Source organism: Ravibacter arvi, from assembly GCF_039540405.1.
GTDB classification, from domain to species: domain Bacteria; phylum Bacteroidota; class Bacteroidia; order Cytophagales; family Spirosomataceae; genus Ravibacter; species Ravibacter arvi.
Genome location: NZ_BAABEY010000031.1, coordinates 23,317 through 42,608, shown reverse-complemented (window position 1 = coordinate 42,608; position 19,292 = coordinate 23,317). Strand labels below are relative to the sequence as shown.

The 19,292-nt window shown below is 48.6% G+C and carries 14 protein-coding genes; 9 read left to right on the top strand and 5 right to left on the bottom strand.

What is annotated here, in order from left to right; genetic code table 11:
- Window positions 1–3 precede the first annotated feature (3 nt).
- The 3 genes from ABD852_RS17835 to ABD852_RS17825 all read left to right on the top strand — a co-directional run bounded on the left by ABD852_RS17835 (window position 4) and on the right by ABD852_RS17825 (window position 4,702).
- Window positions 4–1,485 carry a RagB/SusD family nutrient uptake outer membrane protein gene (locus ABD852_RS17835; RefSeq protein ID WP_345031367.1) on the top strand — a complete coding sequence of 494 codons (1,482 nt, stop codon included), beginning with the start codon at window positions 4–6 and terminating at the stop codon, window positions 1,483–1,485.
- 11 nt (window positions 1,486–1,496) lie between these two features.
- Window positions 1,497–2,828, top strand: coding sequence for a BNR repeat-containing protein (locus ABD852_RS17830; RefSeq protein WP_345031366.1), 1,332 nt, complete (start codon window positions 1,497–1,499; stop codon window positions 2,826–2,828).
- A 101-nt stretch (window positions 2,829–2,929) separates the two neighbouring features.
- Window positions 2,930–4,702 carry a hypothetical protein gene (locus tag ABD852_RS17825; protein ID WP_345031365.1) on the top strand — a complete coding sequence of 591 codons (1,773 nt, stop codon included), beginning with the start codon at window positions 2,930–2,932 and terminating at the stop codon, window positions 4,700–4,702.
- 127 nt (window positions 4,703–4,829) lie between these two features.
- Here the strand turns inward: ABD852_RS17825 and ABD852_RS23105 are convergent, their stop codons facing one another.
- Together ABD852_RS23105 and ltrA are read right to left on the bottom strand one after the other, a co-directional pair.
- Entirely contained in the window at window positions 4,830–5,105 is a 276-nt protein-coding gene (locus ABD852_RS23105; RefSeq protein ID WP_425568822.1) for a group II intron maturase-specific domain-containing protein, read from the bottom strand.
- Window positions 5,080–6,033 (bottom strand): group II intron reverse transcriptase/maturase, encoded by a 954-nt coding sequence (ltrA, locus tag ABD852_RS17820; protein ID WP_345031364.1) that lies wholly within the window; start codon window positions 6,031–6,033, stop codon window positions 5,080–5,082. The genes ABD852_RS23105 and ltrA overlap by 26 nt, the downstream gene beginning before the upstream one ends.
- A gap of 1,363 nt (window positions 6,034–7,396) precedes the next feature.
- Between ltrA and ABD852_RS17815 the strand changes: the two genes are divergently transcribed.
- Window positions 7,397–7,663 carry a hypothetical protein gene (locus ABD852_RS17815; RefSeq protein ID WP_345031363.1) on the top strand — a complete coding sequence of 89 codons (267 nt, stop codon included), beginning with the start codon at window positions 7,397–7,399 and terminating at the stop codon, window positions 7,661–7,663.
- A gap of 188 nt (window positions 7,664–7,851) precedes the next feature.
- Window positions 7,852–8,403, top strand: a complete 552-nt coding sequence (locus ABD852_RS17810) for a hypothetical protein (protein ID WP_345031362.1) — start codon at window positions 7,852–7,854, stop codon at window positions 8,401–8,403.
- A 239-nt stretch (window positions 8,404–8,642) separates the two neighbouring features.
- Here the strand turns inward: ABD852_RS17810 and ABD852_RS17805 are convergent, their stop codons facing one another.
- Together ABD852_RS17805 and pgi are read right to left on the bottom strand one after the other, a co-directional pair.
- The gene (locus ABD852_RS17805) at window positions 8,643–9,533 is read right to left on the bottom strand and encodes a hypothetical protein (protein WP_345031361.1); all 891 of its coding nucleotides are present in this window, start codon (window positions 9,531–9,533) and stop codon (window positions 8,643–8,645) included.
- Window positions 9,534–10,199: 666 nt separating this feature from the next.
- Complete coding sequence (gene pgi, locus ABD852_RS17800) at window positions 10,200–11,849, bottom strand: glucose-6-phosphate isomerase (RefSeq protein WP_345031359.1); 1,650 nt, start codon at window positions 11,847–11,849, stop codon at window positions 10,200–10,202.
- 14 nt (window positions 11,850–11,863) lie between these two features.
- Here pgi and ABD852_RS17795 point away from each other — a divergent pair, with 14 nt between their 5' ends.
- From ABD852_RS17795 to ABD852_RS17780, 4 genes are all read left to right on the top strand, one after another.
- On the top strand, window positions 11,864–12,046 hold the full coding sequence (locus ABD852_RS17795) for a hypothetical protein (RefSeq protein WP_345031358.1): 183 nt from the start codon (window positions 11,864–11,866) through the stop codon (window positions 12,044–12,046).
- A 38-nt stretch (window positions 12,047–12,084) separates the two neighbouring features.
- On the top strand, window positions 12,085–14,769 hold the full coding sequence (alaS, locus tag ABD852_RS17790) for an alanine--tRNA ligase (RefSeq protein WP_345031356.1): 2,685 nt from the start codon (window positions 12,085–12,087) through the stop codon (window positions 14,767–14,769).
- A 136-nt stretch (window positions 14,770–14,905) separates the two neighbouring features.
- On the top strand, window positions 14,906–15,784 hold the full coding sequence (locus ABD852_RS17785; protein ID WP_345031355.1) for a metallophosphoesterase family protein: 879 nt from the start codon (window positions 14,906–14,908) through the stop codon (window positions 15,782–15,784).
- 77 nt (window positions 15,785–15,861) lie between these two features.
- Window positions 15,862–17,979, top strand: coding sequence for a S9 family peptidase (locus tag ABD852_RS17780; protein WP_345031354.1), 2,118 nt, complete (start codon window positions 15,862–15,864; stop codon window positions 17,977–17,979).
- A gap of 24 nt (window positions 17,980–18,003) precedes the next feature.
- Here ABD852_RS17780 and ABD852_RS17775 read toward each other — a convergent pair whose 3' ends face one another.
- Entirely contained in the window at window positions 18,004–19,221 is a 1,218-nt protein-coding gene (locus ABD852_RS17775) for an NADH-quinone oxidoreductase subunit D (RefSeq protein WP_345031353.1), read from the bottom strand.
- Window positions 19,222–19,292 lie beyond the last annotated feature (71 nt).

Below are 19,292 nucleotides of genomic sequence, written 5' to 3'. Positions count from 1 at the left end.
CTTATGAAATTGAGATGCATCATCCCATTCAGCCTCCTCGCCGCAATTACCCTGCTGCCGGGTTGCAACGACTTTCTAAAACTCACCCCCGATTCTGAATATAGCGTCGCGGGGGCCTATAAGACAGAAAATGATTTTATCCAGGCCATTGTGGGCGTCTATGCGCAGCAACAGAACCTTTATGCCTCCAACAGCACCTGGTTCAGGGCACTGTCCGTCAGAAGCGACGAGACGAGGAACAATGCTCCCTATTCGGAAGGGATGTCCCGTTTCATTGACGATGCCACCAACCCGCTTTTACTGGGCGCCTGGAATAATTTCTACCGGGTTATCGCGCTGAGCAACGAAGTTATCGGCCGCATTGACAACGGATCTTTTACCAACGAAACAAGCCGCTCCAACATCAAGGGAGAAGCCTTCGCCTTGCGCGCATGGGCTTACTGGAACCTGGGCTGGCAATTCGGGGGCGTTCCACTGATCGACCGGGTGCTGACTGTAGAGGAAACCAAGCAGGTAAAACGCTCCTCCCAGGAAGAAACGTTTACTTTCGCCGAACGCGACCTGAAAGAGGCAATCAGCCTTCTTCCGGAAAAATGGACCGGAGCCAATTCGGGCCGGATAACCCGCTACGCCGCGAAAAGCCTCCTCGCAAGGCTGTATATGTTCCGTAAGAACTTCTCAGCTGCAAAACCGGAACTGGAAAGCGTTATGCAGTCGGGTTTTTATGCAATGGAAGCAGACTACCGCGGTTGCTTTGCCGATTCGAAAGACAACGGCCCTGAACGGGTATGGGAAATCCAGTTCACCGGCGGGCAAATGGGAGAAGGGCAGGCATTCTCGACCGGGCTGCTTCCGGAAGGGTTCAACGACAAGTCGATTATGCCGTTTTCGGGGTATTCGACAGCGATGGAAGTATCACAGCCCATGTATGACGCCTACGAACCAGGCGACAAGCGGAGAGACCTTTCAATTCTGAAGGGATGGAAAAACGCACAGGGCCAATCTGATACGGTGTCTAAATTCATTGTCAAATACCTTCATTACGATGCCTACACCCCGCAGACGCAAAATGACTGGGCGATTAACCTGCCCGTGGTACGCTACACGGACGTGGTGATGATGTATGCGGAAGCGCTTAATGAAACCGGCTATGAAGCCAATGGCGAGGCCTTGAAAATTCTAAACCAGGTGAGGGCGCGGGCCGGCCTGACAGCCCTGAAGGTAGCTGATGTGCCCGACCAGGACGCATTCAGAAAGGCACTTATGAAAGAACGCCGGGTTGAATTTGCTTTTGAGGGGCTGCGTTGGACGGATCTCATCCGATGGGGCCTGGCCAAGGAAACCATGAACGCGTTCTTCATGAGACCGGAGGAAGGAAACGGGCTATATGCCATGCGTGACCATCAGGTACTGTTTCCGATCCCGTTTGAAGAACTGAGCCGGTACAACGATCTTTCGGTACTTTGGCAGAACGAAGGCTACTAAATCTATATCTGATGGGAAAATCCTTTTTTATCATTCCGCAATTGACGATTGCCCGCTTGTGCGCAAAGCGCCCGAGGCTCACGGTCTCTTTGTTACTGCTTTTTCAAACGCTCTCAGCCGCTCCTGACTCGCTCCTGGTTGACCAGGTATGGGCCGGCCATCCCCTCGGATTTGATATCTATACGGAAGGGCCTTACCAGTATGTCTGCTATTACGACAAGGAACGGAACATGGTCATTGCGCAGCGTGAACTCAACTCGCGCACCTGGAAAAAAAAGGTACTCCCTTCAAAAACGCAATGGGACAGCCACAATTATGTCAGGGTTATCCTGGACAAGCAAGGTTATATCCACCTGTCGGGCAATATGCATAATGTGCCCCTTATTTACTTCAAAAGTGAAAAACCGCACGACATTTCTGCATTTACTGCCGGCACTATGACCGGCGCCCGAGAAGACCGGGTGACTTATCCGGTTTTCTTCAAAGACCCGCAAGGTGACCTGTATTTCCAGTACCGGAACGGGAAAAGCGGCGAAGGCAGCACCTATTGGAAGAAATACCTGGCAGACCAGAAAAAGTGGACCGACGTATTCGACAAGCCGCTGTTTGACGGGGAAAACGAGGCAAACTCCTACATGTCACGCCTTGTACAGGGCCCCGACGGATACTTCTATATGATCTGGATGTGGCGGCTCACTTATATTGCCAATACCAATCATAACCTCTCATGTGTCCGCACCAAAGATTTCAAAACCTGGGAAAATATCAGGGGCCAGCCTGTCGAACTTCCCTTGAAGTGGAGTTCCAACCGTACTACGGTAGACCCTGTAGGTCCCTGGAACGGGCTGATCAACATGCATTTTTCTATTTCATGGGATACCCGGCAAAGGGCTTGCGTCAGCTATCACAAGTACGATGAATCCGGTCATAGCCAGGTCTTTATAGCGCGGTGGGAAAAGGACCGGTGGAAAAACTACCAGGTAAGCCGCTGGCCGGGGTATACCTGGAACCTGGACCTGGGCGGGTCGCTAACCACCGGTGTACGGCCTTCGGCCCTGACTACCGACAGACGGGGCCGCCTGCAAATGGACTACTTCCATGAAGTATACGGCAGCGGCCGCTGGACACTGGACCCGGAACGCCTTACGATTACCAGTGAAGAAAAAATCCCCGGCGAAACCACTACCGTTGAAAAGGTATTCGGCCTGGAGCTACAGCCCAGAACCGCAGCCGACAACACCGGCCGTTTTCGCCTGCAATGGCAGACCCTTCCCGCCAACCGGGACCGCCCCCGCGATCTGCCTGAACCCGTAGTTAGACCATTGTATGTTGTTTTACCGTGAATAGGTGTGAGGTATGAGGTGTGAGGTGTGAGACCCTCATACCCCACCCCTCATACCTCACACCTCAAGACTCACACCTCAAGACTCAAACCTCAACCCCCATGAAACCTACATTCCTGCTTTTTTTATGCGCGCTTTCGTTCGTTTTGCGGGCGCAGCATAGCCCGACTTTCGACAACGGGGTGGTCCGGTTCGGACCCGTAGCGCTTAACGAAGCCGAAAAAAACGTTCTCCTGGATGGCTTGGATGCACTCAATGACCGCTACGATCCCGCAGCAAAAATGCTCACCCGGAAATTGAACGGTTATAACTACCATACTGACGCGGAAAGCGGGGTTTTCCATGAAGTAAGGGCCTCCTTCAATTACGCAGTACGCCTGCTGGACCTGGGAGACGAACGGTTGAGACAGCGGGCTTTCGACATAATTGAAGCCACCATTGCCTTACAGGATACCAACAGCACATCAAGATACGCCGGTGTCTGGCCCTATTACTCGGAAGAGCCGTTGTCGACAAAAAAGTCGCCGGTAGATTTCAACTGGGCCGACTTCAATGCCGTAAGCCTGCTCGACGTCTACATGGGACATTATGGCAAACTGCCTGACGGATTGAAAAGAAAAATCATAAATGCACTCGTCTTGGCGGGGAAATCCGTACAAAAACGGAATGTCCAGCCCGGCTATACCAACATCGCGATTATGGGGACCTATGTAACTTTTATGGTTTCCCACCTGTTCGATCTAAAAGAAATGCAGCAATACTCCCGGGAACGGCTGAAAAAATTCTATGACTATACGCTTGAAAGAGGCTTTACCGAATACAACAGCCCTACCTATACCATTGTTTCGCTGGACGAGCTGGACCGGATGAAGCGGCACATAGCCGACGCCGGGGCTAAGCCGATGATCGATTCGCTTTACAGCCTGGCATGGGAGGTTATTGCACAACATTTTCATATGCCGAGCGGGCAATGGGCAGGCCCGCACAGCAGGTCTTACAGCACGGTTACCTCGTCATCGATCTACGGAATACTAAAACAGGCTTCCGGCGGGAAAATTGACTTCCCCGGCGCTACCGCCCGGGCGGACGTCAAGATCAGGCACAAAATTCCTGACCATTTGCTGAGCTATTTTCTCGCTCCGGATTATCCGCGCACACAACAGGATGAATTTGCGGTTGATCCGCCAAAAGTTACCGGCACTACCTTTCTGACCGACCGGTATGCCTTTTCGTCAGCCAACCGCTCAAGTTTATGGAATCAGCGCCGCCCGCTCCTGGTTTACTGGGGAAAGCCTTCCCGACCGAACTATATCCAGCTCCGGTTTTTACACGACGGATATGATTTTTGCTCCGCCTCTTTTTATAGCAGCCAGAAAGAAAACCGGCTTTTAGGGGGAATCAGCTTTCTGACCAACGGCGGTGACAAACACATCAACATTGATCGTCTTCAAGATGGCCGGTTCAGTGCCGGAGATTTGCGGATGCGCTTCGAATTCGCACACGCCGGCCAGCTTCAGGATTTGCATTTGCCGCGAAAGAGCAATGCGCCTTTCCGTTTCGAAACGGAGGGACTCCCCCTGCAGATACAGCTTTTCGAATCCCATTTCGACGATCTGAAGGGGTATTGGGAAAAAGGAACCGACGGGCAGGTCGCCTGGCTGGATTATGTGATCTATTCAGGGGATCCCCGCGCTTTTGACCTGAGCAGCATGCAGCGAGCAGTACTTGGCTTTAGCTTTTCCATCCCGGAAGGCGACGAACACAGCCATGAAAAGCCTGTCTCGTCCTTTCGGGGAGATCAGTTGGAAGCCACCTGGAAAGATCTCCGGCTGGAGATACCGGCAAAGCCGGGGCCTCAACCGAAAAATTTATGAGAGAAAACTTTTTACCAGTTAGCACCTAGTCGAGTAGGTAAGGGGAATTTCACCCCAAACCTCTCACAGCAACGGGCGGGGACGCCCAGTCGTGATACTCTCGCATCATCCGGCGCTTTCGGATCAGCTACCTCCTATTCACTAAAGTTGGCCGTGTCAATTGCCAATGCGCCATTAGGTTCGGTCTATTTTGGTAGACTGTTACCAGCCAGGCGATTGCTTTGTACTTGCCGATTTTCTTGGTCTTCATCACCCATTCCACTACTTTCCGCTGTAAGTACCACCAGATTCCAACTGTCGTCCATTTGTTGAATTTACAATAGTAATTGATCCAGCTCCTGACTGGTACATTTATTTTCTCGGCCAGTTGCAGGATATTACCCTGGAATTTCCGGATTGACATTTTGCGGATCTTCTCTCACATCTAGTTTGGACGAATGACTCATACACGCGGCCGTTAATAGCTTGAGTCCATGTTTGGTTGGACTCAGTTTCGGCCTGAGCGTATACCCCAGAAAATTGTAGCTCACCTTTTGATGACCCCGCTCGGCGTTTTGTTCGTTCTTGCAGTACACGACATGGGTCTTGCCTTCGTTGATTTCCAGTTTGCGTTCCCCCATGCGGCCGATCACTTTGCTTTTTAAGTAAAGAGCTTGCTTTTGACTTCTGCAGTGAATCACAATGTCGTCACAATAGCGCTCAAAACGGGCTTTAGGAAAGTGTATTTCCATCCATTTATTTAACGCGAAGTGAAGGTAGATGTTGGCCAGCAGGGCGCTGACCACGCCTCCCTGAGGCATACCAGAGGTACGGCTTATAATTTGGCCGTCCTGCTTTTGCATGCCCGCTTTCAACCATCTTTCCACATACATCAGAACCCACTTTTCAGTCGTGTAACGCTTTAGCCCTTTCATCATCAGTTCATGATCCAGATTGTCGAAGAAACATTTGATGTCCAGATCGATCACCCAGCCGATGAACGATCTCCTTTTAAGGGATTGGGTTACGGCTTGATGGACGTTCTTGCCCGGACGGTACCCGTAGCTGTCCTGGTGGAATGACGGATCCACTTTGGGTTCCAGGTAGTTCTTCACCACCTGCTGGGCTACCCGATCTTCTACGGTCGGAGTGCCTAGTACGCGCTGTCCCCATGGCTTTTTAGATATCGCTACCTCTCTTACCGGTTTTGGACAGTAAGATCCTAAAGTCATCCGGTTCCATAGCTTGTAGGTATTTCCCGTTAGTTTTTCTTCATAGTCGGCAATGCTCATACCGTCAATTCCCGCTGCTCCATTGTTCGTTTTGACTGCTTTAAACGCCTTTAACCTCATTTCCATGGTGACAGGATATGGACCGCCATGACCGCGATACTACTACTTAAATACCTCAAAGAGAAAGCCGAATACGGTTGGCACCTCTCCAATATGGTGACTTTTATAAGATTGAACTTGTTTGTGAAGATCGGCCTTATGGACTGGTTGAACAATCCGTTTTACAGTCCGATAAGGGTGTTCCAAGACGAACAATTCCGTATAGGGTATGGCTAGTTTTTTAAAATCGAGCAAAAATCGACCTAGGCAGCTACATGGACCTATTTTCTTGACTGCTAAAAACGTTTTGGACGGCAGTGATAAGATATGGCTAAAATTTCAAAACCGTCACCAAACTACCCTCAAAACCTTCGTTGGGTGACTTTATCGACCCTGAAAAACGCTTTGGACGGCAGTGACGCTAGGGATAAAGGGGAGGCTTAATTTGGAAAATCAGCTAAAAAGGGGCTCAGCAGCCTCAAATCTTCGATTTGTTAGATTATCAAAAACGTTTTGGACACGAGTGAATCAATAGATATGCCGATGATGATTTACAAAAATAATTACTAACTTCGACAATGACGATGCCGAATAGAACGCATTTGACCAAATCGCGGAAATACGAACGCCTTTCAGCTACGCGCTGAGAGAGTGCAGCCGGATCTATGTCGGCTTTCACGATCTGAACGAGTACATAACAGGAACACCGATAGGCAGGCGTATTCGCCTGGAGGGATAGAAAAAGCCAAATAAATCGCTCTTGAATCGGTGTGAAAATCGCTCACGAAACGCCGGTACTAGATATTTATAGAGATTAGGGCATCTCTATAAACTAGAAATTCGTCATTTCTCGATGATTTTTTGTATTTTTAGTCATGAAAAAATTCAAAAGACATAGAGATTACGGATTCTTCGACCAGGATATACGTTTAAGTCGAAAAATCCAGGGTCAGATCTCGGATTGAGCATATATTCGGTTTTATGGAGAACTCCATGAATGGGATGTATCTCTACAACATTGGCAAAAAACGCATGGAAGGCATCATTGGTCTTATGAATTTGACTTACAACGGCACCGGCCGCCCAGATGTTCAGAAAAATTCAGCTATTGAGTGTTGCGAGAGGATAATTGTGCCCATACAATAAAGAAGAAAACAATCAAATATCTCATTATTAGATAGTTATACAAATATCCCTTCGGCCAACCTCGTAGCAACTCCTAAAAGAACGGATTGAAATAAGTTTCACAAAAAGAGGTGCGAGAGAAAAAGAAGTTTATAGAGGTTCCCATTACTCTATGCCTTGTCAATATTTTTGGTTAAAATAAACTCATAGATCGAATATTTTGTTTACGATTAATCAAACATAAATCCTTTTTATCATAATGGAAAATATATTTTCTGATTACAAAAAAATAGTTGCTTTAAAAGAAGATGTCGATTCGGATCTTAGTAAGAGACATTCTATAGTTAATGATGTGAAAAAAATCATCTCAAACAACGCAGAGATTGAAAATTTAGTTCAAGAAGAATTTAGCCATGAGTTCGCTACTTTCATGGATCAATTTCCTTTTGGGTCACCTCAGCATATAGGAGATGATTTGAACAGGCTTGTAGTTACTATTAGATCAAAGTTCAATTTCGAAAAGTAATTGCAAGGTCTCCTATAAAATTACGTTTTTAAATAATTAACTACAAAGTATCAGAAACTATAATTTTACTTTAATTGTTTAAAAATATCGAAATTCGAGTTTGATAAAAGAAATATCAAGCAAAATTTAAGATCGGCTCTTATTAAAAACATCAAAAGGAGAGGCTCAAGCAAAAATGCAATATAAATATGAACAATGATTTCATAAGGCGACTGAAAAGTATTAAGGAGAAAGAAGAATTAAAAACAAAGAGGAATGAATTTCTTAAAACCGCCTACAAGTACCCTCTTTTTACTTCATTATGTGATACTTTAAAGTATAAGGTAGATATTCTAAAAGAAAATGGTTTCAAGAAAATTCGTGCAAAATTTGGGAGCATCAATAGCGAGTATGACATGCCTTTAGTAGATCCAAACCTGAACGCAAAGGGATGTCTACTCACATTAGATGGATGTACTAGTTTGGGATTAATGTATACCAATAAATACTACCAGGATTTAGATGATAACGACTATGAAGAATACAGCGATGATAGAGGGTGGTTGGAAAGCTTTCGTATTTGCTGTTTACAATGTGATAATTCTCTAAGTCAAATTACTTTACCTACTAACGATCCAGTTATTTTAACAGTAAACGATAACCTAGAACCTTTGTGGAATGGCTTAAGTAATGACGAAATGACTGATCTTATTATTTTAACATTGATAGAATACCTCGAACAGGATTTATCGCCTAACTGAGTCAGTCTGCTCAAACGTATATCCTGATTAAAGAACCCGAAACCCCTGTGTCTCTTGATTTTTTCATGACTAAAAATAATCAATTTTAAGCAAATTTTCTAGTTGTTTTGATTTCTAGAGGTGCCCTTAACAAAATACAAAGAAAATAGAATTTTCGACTTGTTACTCGTCGCCAATTTAAGGGGATAAAATTGATCGAGTGTCCATCGAATCTGTACTTCATTAAAAGAGTGCAAACTTTAAAAAGAACTGTACGGCTGCTCCTTGTATCTTAGAAGTGATGAAATCTTTTCTAGCTCCTCGCCTTCTATCTGATCCAAATACATAGTGGTGTTTAACCATGAACCAATAGATGAGAGCTTAACACTTGAATATCCCACTGGAGAATGTGGATGTTCATCATCGATAACTGAAAGGCTCTTTAACTCGTTAATCTCAATTTCTAAGTCCGGTTTGTGGATTAACAACATCTTCCTATCACTTAATACGCTATACATCGCATAGCTTTTTGACGGGTAAATTAAGTTGTGCGGATTGATTGTTTGAAGATATCTCCCTTGGAACCAATCATTTATAACAGGCGGTACATATTTTTCAAAGAGTTGATATTTTTCGGTATTTGAAAAAATTTGAATTAGACATAGCTGTCTAAACGACAATCGTTCTGCCAGCCGGACAAGGAAATTGGCCCTACCTCGATCAATTGACGTATCAAAATATATACTTCCCAATAGGTAACCCAAATGCCTGACTTTCATTTCCTCGTATTCATTCTGAGAAAATTGGAGGATTGCTTCCAATATTTCAGTGGAAGCTGAGCGACTATACTCCAAATCCTCAAAGAAGTCGTCAGACCGAACCTGCTCTCCAGCCTCAATCTTTGATGATATTTTCTCAAGTGCAAAAGTAAAAGCTGCCCCAGCTCTCATCATTTCTCTGTCACCAACAGCCCTGGAGCGTAGCTCCTTGCCTACTTTCTTAAACACTTCAGTTATCAATGTACCATGAATGGCTCCGAGAAATATCCCAGGTGCGCCATCTACTATGCCAGATAACAACCCAGTAGATGCAGTCCCTGCAATTTCTGCTCCTCTTGCTACAAAGTATTCTATGATGTCATCTTTTTTCATATATCCCTTTAAAAAATATAAATGTACAAAATCCCGTTTTTCCTCCCTTCCCCCACATTTACCTTCGTGGCTGACTGACGACAGGGATAGTCGTAGTCAAATCAAGCCGAATCTCATTTGGGGAGGTCGGAAAATGTAGCGCCTTTCATTATGAAGGTTTTCATGGTGCGGAATTTGGCACCATGAGACGGCAAAACCCCACCTGAAAAAGCGAAACGCTAATAGGGAACAAATACGATCAACAAACAAGAACTCCAGTATCCAATGTCGTTTACTTAAGATTTTCCACAATTTTTTACACGTCATATAGTGTTTTTTAGGCTGCTTGTGTACTCTCGGGTTCTTTTTACAGGGTCTGATAATTTCGGGTGTTTTATAGACAAGCCCGTCAAAATGGGAGGCGGTCCTGGAGAATTTTCACTTTACGAAAGCTAGAACAACCTTTCGTAAGTCGCTCTAAGCGGATAAGTTCGGTTAATTTTTCGCGGGTGTTTTTGTTTCAGGTGGGCGTGATACCGGGCCATGACTTTTTGTTCAATAGGCAACGCGTAAATGCTGCAAAGGCTTAAAGCGAATATTCTAACCGAACAACGGATATAGAACATGCCTGACACACAAAAAGAGGCCGGGGTTACCGGCCTCAACATTCTTTAACAAAATCCCCGGCTACCGCCAGCGCTTATACTGGTTAATCAACCCGTTGGTTGACGAATCGTGGGTAGCTACCGGCGCATCGCTTTTCAGCTCCGGATAAATTTTGTTGGCTAGCTGCTTGCCGAGCTCAACGCCCCACTGATCAAAGCTGAAAATGTTCCAGATAATACCCTGAACAAAAATCTTGTGCTCATAAAGCGCGATCAGCGTACCCAGCGTCTTCGGCGTAATTTTCTTCACCAGGAACGAGTTCGTTGGCCTGTTGCCTTCAAATACCTTGAACGGCGTAATGAAATCAATTTCCTCCTGTGTCTTTCCGGAGTTTTTCAACTCGGCACGCACCTCCTCTGCAGTCTTTCCGTTCATCAGGGCCTCGGTCTGGGCAAAGAAATTGGACAGCAACATAGCGTGATGATCGCCGGTCGGGTTATGGCTTACCGCCGGCGCTATAAAGTCAGCAGGAATTAACTTGGTACCCTGGTGGATCAATTGATAAAACGCGTGCTGACCATTCGTACCGGGTTCTCCCCAGATCACCGGTCCTGTCTGGTAATCTACCGGCTTGCCATCCCGGCCTACATACTTGCCGTTGCTTTCCATATCACCTTGCTGGAAATATGCGGCGAAACGGTGCATGTACTGGTCGTAAGGCAGAATGGCATGAGATTGGGCTCCGAAGAAATTATTGTACCAAACTCCCAGCAAACCCATTATTACAGGAATATTCTTATCCGGTTTAGTGGTCCTGAAATGCTGATCGGCTTCGTATGCGCCCAGCAACAGTTGCTCGAAGTTCTGGAAACCGATGTAAATGGCGATTGAAAGGCCGATGGCAGACCACAAGGAGTACCTTCCGCCTACCCAGTCCCAAAAGCCGAACATATTGGCCGTGTCAATGCCGAACGCGGCAACTTCTTTCTGGTTGGTTGACAGTGCCACGAAATGCTTCTTGATGGCTTCTGTATCCTGCGCACTATCCAGGAACCATTTCCTTGCCGTATGGGCATTGGCCATCGTTTCCTGCGTCGTAAAAGTCTTCGACGCGATGAGGAACAGGGTAGTCTCCGGGTTAAGCGGTTTCAATGTTTCAACGATATGCGTACCGTCCACATTTGAAACGAAATGCACATTTAAACCTTTCTTGGCGTAAGGCTTCAAAGCCTCAGTCACCATAACCGGCCCGAGGTCACTCCCGCCGATCCCGATATTTACCACATCCGTGATGGTCTTGCCCGAATACCCCTTCCATTCGCCGCTCCGCACCTTTCCCGAGAACACTTTCATTTTCTCCAGTACCTCCTGTACATCGGGCATGACGTCTTTTCCATCTGACAAAATCGGCGTGTTGGCACGGTTGCGCAACGCGATATGCAGCACGGACCTGTTTTCGGTGGCGTTGATCTTGTCGCCGGTGAACATCTTTTCAATGGCGTCGCTCAACCCAACTTCCTCAGCCAGCTGCAGCAGATACCCCCTGGTACGACCATTGATCCGGTTCTTGGAATAATCGAAAACTATATCACCCAGGCGAATTGAAAATTTCTTAAAACGGTTTGGATCTTCCTCGAACAGTTCTTTCAGGTGTACCTTCGAAATGGTTTTATGGTGCGTCTTCAGCTTTTTAAACGAAGCCGTCTGGTCGAACGGGATGGATTGGAGCATAACGATTCACATACATGTTTGATATTAAACGCAAATTTATGCCATTATTCAATGCAATCGGGTTTTTCAACGGTGAAGTTTGTACGACAGCGCTTGAAGGCCGGTCGGCGCGCTTGTCCCACCACCTTTCCCAGCTTGGTAAATCCCGCACAAAATCGCTAGATTTGCGCGGTTTTCCGGTTGATTATGTCGCCTGACAAACCGGCTTTACAGGTTTTTTCATTAGAACGGATTTATGACATCCCAACAGATACGGCAAACTTTCCTGGACTTTTTCCGGGGTAAATCACACCTCATCGTTCCATCGGCTCCATTGGTAGCCAAGAATGACCCGACCCTGATGTTCAATAACTCGGGGATGGCACAATTCAAAGACTTTTTCCTGGGCAACGGAACACCGCCCGCCAAACGGATCGCGGATACTCAAAAATGCCTGCGCGTGTCGGGCAAGCACAACGACCTCGAAGATGTGGGTTTCGATACCTACCATCATACGATGTTCGAAATGCTGGGGAACTGGTCATTCGGCGACTATTTTAAAAAAGAAGCCATCCAGTGGGCGTGGGAACTGTTGACGGAAGTATATAAGCTGCCGAAAGACCGTTTGTACGTATCTGTTTTTCAAGGAGACGAAAGAGACGGAACGCCTTTCGACCAGGAGGCCTGGGACCTGTGGAAAGAGATCACCGGCGAAGACAGGATCGTATTGGGTAGCAAAAAAGATAATTTCTGGGAAATGGGTGACACCGGCCCCTGCGGCCCTTGCTCCGAAATCCACGTTGACATCCGCTCCCAGGCGGAGGTAGACGAGGTGAGCGGCAAATCGCTTGTCAACCAGGACCACCCGCAGGTAGTTGAAATATGGAACCTTGTTTTCATGCAGTTTGAAAGGAAGGCCGATGGAAGCCTGATCCCCTTACCCGCGCGCCATGTCGATACCGGTATGGGATTCGAGCGGCTCTGCATGGCCATCCAGGGAAAAAAATCAAACTATGACACGGACATCTTCAAGCCTGCTATCCAAATTCTTGAAGCCCTCTCCGGCAAAAAATATTTATCGGAATTCGAAAACCCCGGCGCCGCAATCTCCCCCGAACAAAACCGGGTGAATGTAGCGCTTCGTGTAATCGCAGACCATATCAGGGCCGTTGCTTTCGCCATTTCCGACGGGCAACTTCCCGGTAACGCAAAGGCCGGCTATGTTATCAGGCGTATTTTGCGCCGGGCCGTCCGTTACGGCTATTCCAACCTGGGGCTCCAGGAACCGTTCTTCCACAAGCTGATACCGGCTCTTGCCGAACAATTCGCCGATGTGTTCCCCGAGCTCTTCCGCCAGCGGGATTTTGTCGGGAATGTCATCCTGGAAGAAGAAAAAAGCTTTCTAAGGACGCTGGAAGCCGGTTTGAAACGGCTGGATGCAGTTACCGCACAATTGAACGCGGAGGGAAAAGATACCATCGGCGGCGAAGAAGCGTTTGAACTTAGCGATACGTTCGGTTTCCCCGTCGACCTTACCGCACTTATCGCCCGGGAAAAAGGTCTGGAAATCGATCACCAGGGGTACGACCTCGCACTCGCGGAGCAAAAAAAACGCTCTCGCCAGGATGCAGCAAAAGAAGCTACCGACTGGATTGAGCTGAGAGATTCCGAAGCTACCGATTTCATTGGCTACGATGCGCTGGACTCGGTTGCCCTGATCCTGAAATTCAGAAAGGTAAAAACGAAAGCCGGGAATGAATATCATATCGTGCTCGACCAAACGCCATTTTACGCTGAAATGGGCGGACAGGTCGGCGACCAGGGAACCCTGACGATTTCCGGCGGGACCGGCGATGGCCGGACTATCCGGGTTGCGGATACCAAAAAAGAAAACGACCTTTTTATCCATATTTCCACCGATGACAACCTGGACGATATTCTGAAACAGGCTGTCTCCGTACAGGCGACGGTGGACCGGCAGCGACGTTCAAAAATTGAAGGCCACCATACCGCCACGCACCTCATGCTCGCGGCTATGCGTTCGGTACTCGGCCCCCATATTACCCAAAAGGGTTCTTACCTTGACGACCAGGTGCTGCGTTTCGACTTCTCCCATTTCACCAAGGTGAGCCAGGAGGAACTGGAGCGGATTGAAGACGTCGTAAACCAGAAGATAAGACAGAATATTCTGTTGGACGAAAAACGAAACGTGCCCATACAGCAGGCGCTTGATGCGGGTGCCACCGCCACTTTTGGGGAGAAATACGGTGATTTTGTCCGCGTAATCACCTTCGAACCCGGTTTTTCGGTCGAGCTTTGCGGCGGAACCCACGTACCGGCAACGGGTGAAATCGGCTTGTTCAAGTTCACCTCTGAGGGCTCGGTTTCCGCCGGTATCCGCCGCGTGGAAGCAGTTGCCGGCGACGCTGCTTTCCGGCTCCTCAGGGAACAGGAGCATACGCTTTCCGCGCTGAAAGAATTGCTGCGTAACCCTTCAGACGTGGTAAGGCAGGCGCAATTGCTGCTCGAAGAGCGGGCGTCGCTCCTTAAAAAAGTGGAAACGCTTGAGAATGAAAAACTGCAGGTTACCAAAAAACAGCTGCTGGATAGTGTTGAAGATAATAGCACCTTTAACCTGGTCGTCAGCCAGGTCGACGTAGCCCATGCAGATGCACTCAAAAAGCTGTCTTATGAACTGAAAGACGAAGTCCCCAACCTGATTGCTGTCCTGGGAACAATCATCGCGGGCAAACCGTTTTTATCGGTTTATATTGCCGAAGAACTGGTGAAAGAGGCCAATCTACATGCCGGTAACCTGGTAAAAGAACTGGCAAAGGAAATAAAAGGCGGCGGCGGCGGCCAACCGTTCTTTGCAACCGCCGGCGGCTCCGATCCGGAAGGACTCGACCGTGCGCTGGCAAAAGGCCGGAAATCGTTTTGATCAGGTGTGAGGTGTGAGAGATAACGTATGGGTAGTCCCCTATCTTTTCACACCTCATACCTCATACCTCATACCTCACCCCTTATACCTCACCCCTTATACCTCACCCCTTATACCTCACCCCTATCCGCTCATCATGCGCTGCCATCTGAAAATCTCTTTGCTGCTTTTTGCATTTCTCTTCGGTTTTACCGCTTACGGGCAGAAAAAAGGCGACGATTTTTCCTTTGTCTTCCTGACCGATATACACCTCCGGCCGGATTCGGTTGCTGCCAATGCTTTTTCGAAAGCGGTCCGCAAAGTGCGTGAAATCGATCCCGATTTTGTGCTCTCCGGCGGGGACCAGGTCTTCGACGTCATGCGTGGTAACCAGGCAAAAGGTGACTCACTCTTCCGGTTTTATGTGGAGCAAAGCAAGCGATTCGGTAAACCGGTGTACAATACCGTCGGGAATCACGAATTGTTCGGTATTTATAAGGAAAGTCCGGAGGACAGCAATCACCCGGACTATAAGACCGGGATGTATGAAAGATACCTCGGCGCTACTTATTATACGTTCCGTCACAAGGGCTGGCACTTTTTTGTCCTCAACGTGCTGGACGTAGAAAACCAGGCTTACATCGGTAATGTCGATGACCGGCAGATGTCCTGGCTGAAAGAGGAGCTCAGCCGGGTGCCGGCGGACGCTCCCGTCGTACTTGTGGTGCACATTCCGCTGGTAACCGCTTATGGCGACATCTACCCTGCAGCAGGCGGTGGGTCCGGAAAACCGCTTGTGCGTAACCGGGATGCTCTTTTGGAAGCTTTTAAAAATCATCGCCTTAAACTGGTGCTTCAAGGCCATCTTCATTGGTTCGAAGACCTTAATATTGAAGGAAAGACGCATTTTATCACTGGCGGTGCAGTAGCCGGCCGGCCGTCATGGAAAGGAGAGCGGCACGGCCCGAGAGGCTTTCTCAGATTTGACATCAAAAACGGGGAAGCCACTTACGAGTTTATTGCTTATGAGGGGTGAGGTGTGAGGTTTGAGGCGTGAGGGATGACCTTATGCCTCAAACCTCACGCCCCCCCATCTCAAACCTCATCACATTCATGAAAAAACTGACACTTCTTCTCGCGTTCATTCAGTCTGGCGTGTTCGCGCAACAAACACCATTTGATAAAACTGACTTGATGAAAGGCCGGGTCCCCGACCGCTTCTACCAGGCCGCTCCTATGGCGAGCTGGTCCGGCCCGGAAACAGTAAAGCTTTGGGACGGCAAGCGCTCATCGGTACTCCACCTACCCTCCGGGAAAACCACTACCGACACGGCCGACGCCCCGACGTCCAAAAGCCTGCGAATAAGAAACAACGACCTTTACCTGGTTTCGTCAACCGGTGAAATACAGCTCACAAATGATTCCCTGGTTGAGCAGAACCCACTTTTTTCACCCGACAGTAGTTTTATCGCCTATACCAAAGGCAACAACCTTTACACCTACAACCTGAAAGAAAAGCAAGAGCGGAAACTGACTTCCGACGGAACAGCCACTACGCTGAACGGCTATGCTACCTGGCTTTACTGGGAAGAAATATTCGGGCGCCCGACCAAATTCAGAGCTTATTGGTGGTCACCGGACAGCAAGACCATCGCCTATATGCGCTTTGACGAATCAAGGGCGCCTATGTTCCCTTTGTACAGCAGCGCCGGGCAGCATGGGCACATTGAAGAAACCCGTTACCCCAAAGCCGGTGACCCCAACCCTACCGCAAAGCTCGGGTTTATAGCGGCTTCCGGCGGCTCCACCACCTGGGCCGATTTCCCGGAAACGGAAGATCAGTATTTCGGTTGGCCGCAATGGCTTTCCGATGGCTCGGGCGTCATTCTCCAATGGATCAACCGGGGCAATGATCACCTGAAAATTTTCAGGATTAACCCGAAAAACGGATCAAAAAGCCAGATTTACGAAGAACAGCAAAAAACCTGGATTTCGATTGACGAATCTCAGGAACGGCTTCATATTATGGAACCGACCCGGGAAATGGTAGTAGTGAGCGACCAAACCGGCTGGAAGCAACTTTACCTGTACAGCCTCGACGGCAGGTTGAAAAACAAGATTACGGACGGCAAATTCACGGTAACCGAGCTCTATGGAGTCGATTCCAAAACCAGGACCGTATACTTCCAGGCCCGCGGGATTGAAAATTCGGCACGGTTTGATCTCTACCGCGTCGGGCTCGATGGAAAAAACCTGAAGAGGCTAACCTTCGGTACCTTTAATCACCGTGACATACAGCCGGCACCGGGGCTGCAGTACTTTATCACTACTTACTCCAACCTCAATACTCCCCCGCAAACGGCAGTTATTGACAACCAGGGAAAGATCGTGAAGGAGCTGGGCAATACCAGGGGCGATCAATTTGACCGGTACCGACTGGCTAAAACAGAGCTTATCCGCGTAAAAAGCGACGACGGCCTGTATGAGCTTCCCATGGTGATTACCTACCCCGAAAACTTCAGAGAAGGCGTGCGCTACCCCGTCCTGATCAGCATTTACGGCGGCCCCAATGCCGGGACCGTATTTGACCAATGGAACTGGAACCCCGCCCGGCAATGGCTCGCAGAAGAAGGACTGGTACAGGTCGCTTTTGACCACCGGGCAAGCGGTCATTTCGGAAAGGAGGGACAAAACTATATGTACCGGAATCTCGGCGAGTGGGAAATAAAGGATTATTCGGCCATGGCGCGCTACCTGATCAGCAAGGGCATCGCCGATCCTGAAAGAATAGGTATAACCGGGTTTAGTTATGGCGGTTATATGAGCTGTCTCGCGCTTACAAAAGGGGCAGATGTATTTACCCACGGTATGGCAGGAGGTAGCGTCACCGATTGGAAATATTATGACAGCGCCTATACCGAACGGTTTATGGACACGCCGGCGGATAACCCGGAAGGATATAAGACGAGCAGCGTTTTAAACTATGTCGACCGTTACAAGGGAGTGCTCCAGATTGTTCACGGTACCATGGACGACAACGTACATATGCAGAACAGCATTCAGCTGATCAGCGATCTGCAAGACCGCAAAAAAGACTTTGAATTTATGCTCTACCCGGAAGGCAGGCACGGTTTCTCCGGCAACCACGGCCTTCATTTCCAGAATCTGAAAAACGAGTTCATCTACAAACACCTGCTCAGGAAGGAAATGCCGGCAGCGCTCAGGAAATAGACATAAGCGGCGGGGGACCGGACCTTAGCGGTCTACCTCGCCCATCACAACGTCTATTGAACCGATAATCGCTACAAGGTCAGCCAGTAGTCCTCCCCTGGCGAGCTCAGGTAGTACTGACAGATTGTTGAAAGAACAGGCGCGCGCTTTACACCTGACAGGCTTATCGGATTTACCGTCGGTTCTGAAAAAGAAACCCAGCTCGCCTTTGGAGCTCTCGGCCCGTACGTAAAAATCCATGGCCTTCGGCCTGATTTTCTTGGGTACTGCCGCCTGCGGATCAAAATCCGGGGTCCGACGGAGTGCCCCGGTCAGTTGCGCCAGGCATTGCCTGATAATTTTTAAGGATTCTCGACATTCGGCAACGCGAACCCAGTTCCGGTCCCAGCAGTCACCGGTTTTACCCATAGCGCCACTCCCGACCGGGACGTCGAAGTCAAGTTCGGGATAGACCGAATAACCATCGATTCGCCGCAGGTCGTACCGCAGCCCGGAACCCCGCAGCACGGGTCCGCTGCAGCCATAATTGATCGCAAGCGGCAAGTCGAGCACGCCTACATTGGCCGTCCGGGCAACAAAGATCCTGTTTTCTACCACGAGTTGCTCCAGCTCCTTCAGCTTTGGTTCCAGGTAGGTTGCAAATTCCGCGCAACGCTCCTCGAAACCCGTCGGCAAATCATAAAACAGCCCGCCTATCCAGATATAGTTATAAAGCATGCGGGCGCCGCTCACCCACTCAAGCAGCCTCAGTATCTGTTCCCGGTCCCGCATCATCCACAAAAAAGGGGTATAAGCGCCAATATCCAGCGCATACGTACCGATGGCAACGAAATGCGATGCCAGACGATTTAACTCCGCAACCAATACTCTTATATATTCTACCCGCCGCGGGATTTCGTTTTCTATACCCAGCATACGCTCTACACCCATGGCATAGGCATGCTCCGAATTCATGGCCGCTACGTAATCCATCCGGTCCACGTAGGGAATTACCTGGTTAAATGGCAACGCTTCGGCATGCTTCTCGAAACAACGGTGGAGGTAGCCCAGATGCGGTACGACATCTACCACCAGCTCGCCGTCGGTCACGACTTCCAGTCTCAACACACCGTGCGTGGAAGGGTGCTGAGGCCCTACGTTGAGAATCATCTCGCTGGCCTTCAGCCTGGTGTGGTCGTATTTGTTCGGAGCAGAATTGACAAGGTGCTCCTCTTTGTATTGATACTGAATGATATCGGACATGCCGCTACTTTTTCCTAAATTACACTTCGTAAAAATAAAGAAAAATACACTGGGAAGCACTATTCACCTCG

Excerpts from the sequence above, each read along its gene's own strand:
- ABD852_RS23105 (WP_425568822.1), bottom strand. The coding sequence starts at position 5,105 with ATGTCAATCCGGAAATTCCAGGGTAATATCCTGCAACTGGCCGAGAAA.
- ABD852_RS17830 (WP_345031366.1), top strand. The coding sequence starts at position 1,497 with ATGGGAAAATCCTTTTTTATCATTCCGCAATTGACGATTGCCCGCTTG.
- alaS (WP_345031356.1), top strand. The coding sequence starts at position 12,085 with ATGACATCCCAACAGATACGGCAAACTTTCCTGGACTTTTTCCGGGGT.
- ABD852_RS17780 (WP_345031354.1), top strand. The coding sequence starts at position 15,862 with ATGAAAAAACTGACACTTCTTCTCGCGTTCATTCAGTCTGGCGTGTTC.
- ltrA (WP_345031364.1), bottom strand. The coding sequence starts at position 6,033 with ATGAGGTTAAAGGCGTTTAAAGCAGTCAAAACGAACAATGGAGCAGCG.
- pgi (WP_345031359.1), bottom strand. The coding sequence starts at position 11,849 with ATGCTCCAATCCATCCCGTTCGACCAGACGGCTTCGTTTAAAAAGCTG.
- ABD852_RS17815 (WP_345031363.1), top strand. The coding sequence starts at position 7,397 with ATGGAAAATATATTTTCTGATTACAAAAAAATAGTTGCTTTAAAAGAA.
- ABD852_RS17810 (WP_345031362.1), top strand. The coding sequence starts at position 7,852 with ATGAACAATGATTTCATAAGGCGACTGAAAAGTATTAAGGAGAAAGAA.
- ABD852_RS17825 (WP_345031365.1), top strand. The coding sequence starts at position 2,930 with ATGAAACCTACATTCCTGCTTTTTTTATGCGCGCTTTCGTTCGTTTTG.
- ABD852_RS17805 (WP_345031361.1), bottom strand. The coding sequence starts at position 9,533 with ATGAAAAAAGATGACATCATAGAATACTTTGTAGCAAGAGGAGCAGAA.
- ABD852_RS17785 (WP_345031355.1), top strand. The coding sequence starts at position 14,906 with ATGCGCTGCCATCTGAAAATCTCTTTGCTGCTTTTTGCATTTCTCTTC.
- ABD852_RS17835 (WP_345031367.1), top strand. The coding sequence starts at position 4 with ATGAAATTGAGATGCATCATCCCATTCAGCCTCCTCGCCGCAATTACC.
- ABD852_RS17775 (WP_345031353.1), bottom strand. The coding sequence starts at position 19,221 with ATGTCCGATATCATTCAGTATCAATACAAAGAGGAGCACCTTGTCAAT.
- ABD852_RS17795 (WP_345031358.1), top strand. The coding sequence starts at position 11,864 with ATGTTTGATATTAAACGCAAATTTATGCCATTATTCAATGCAATCGGG.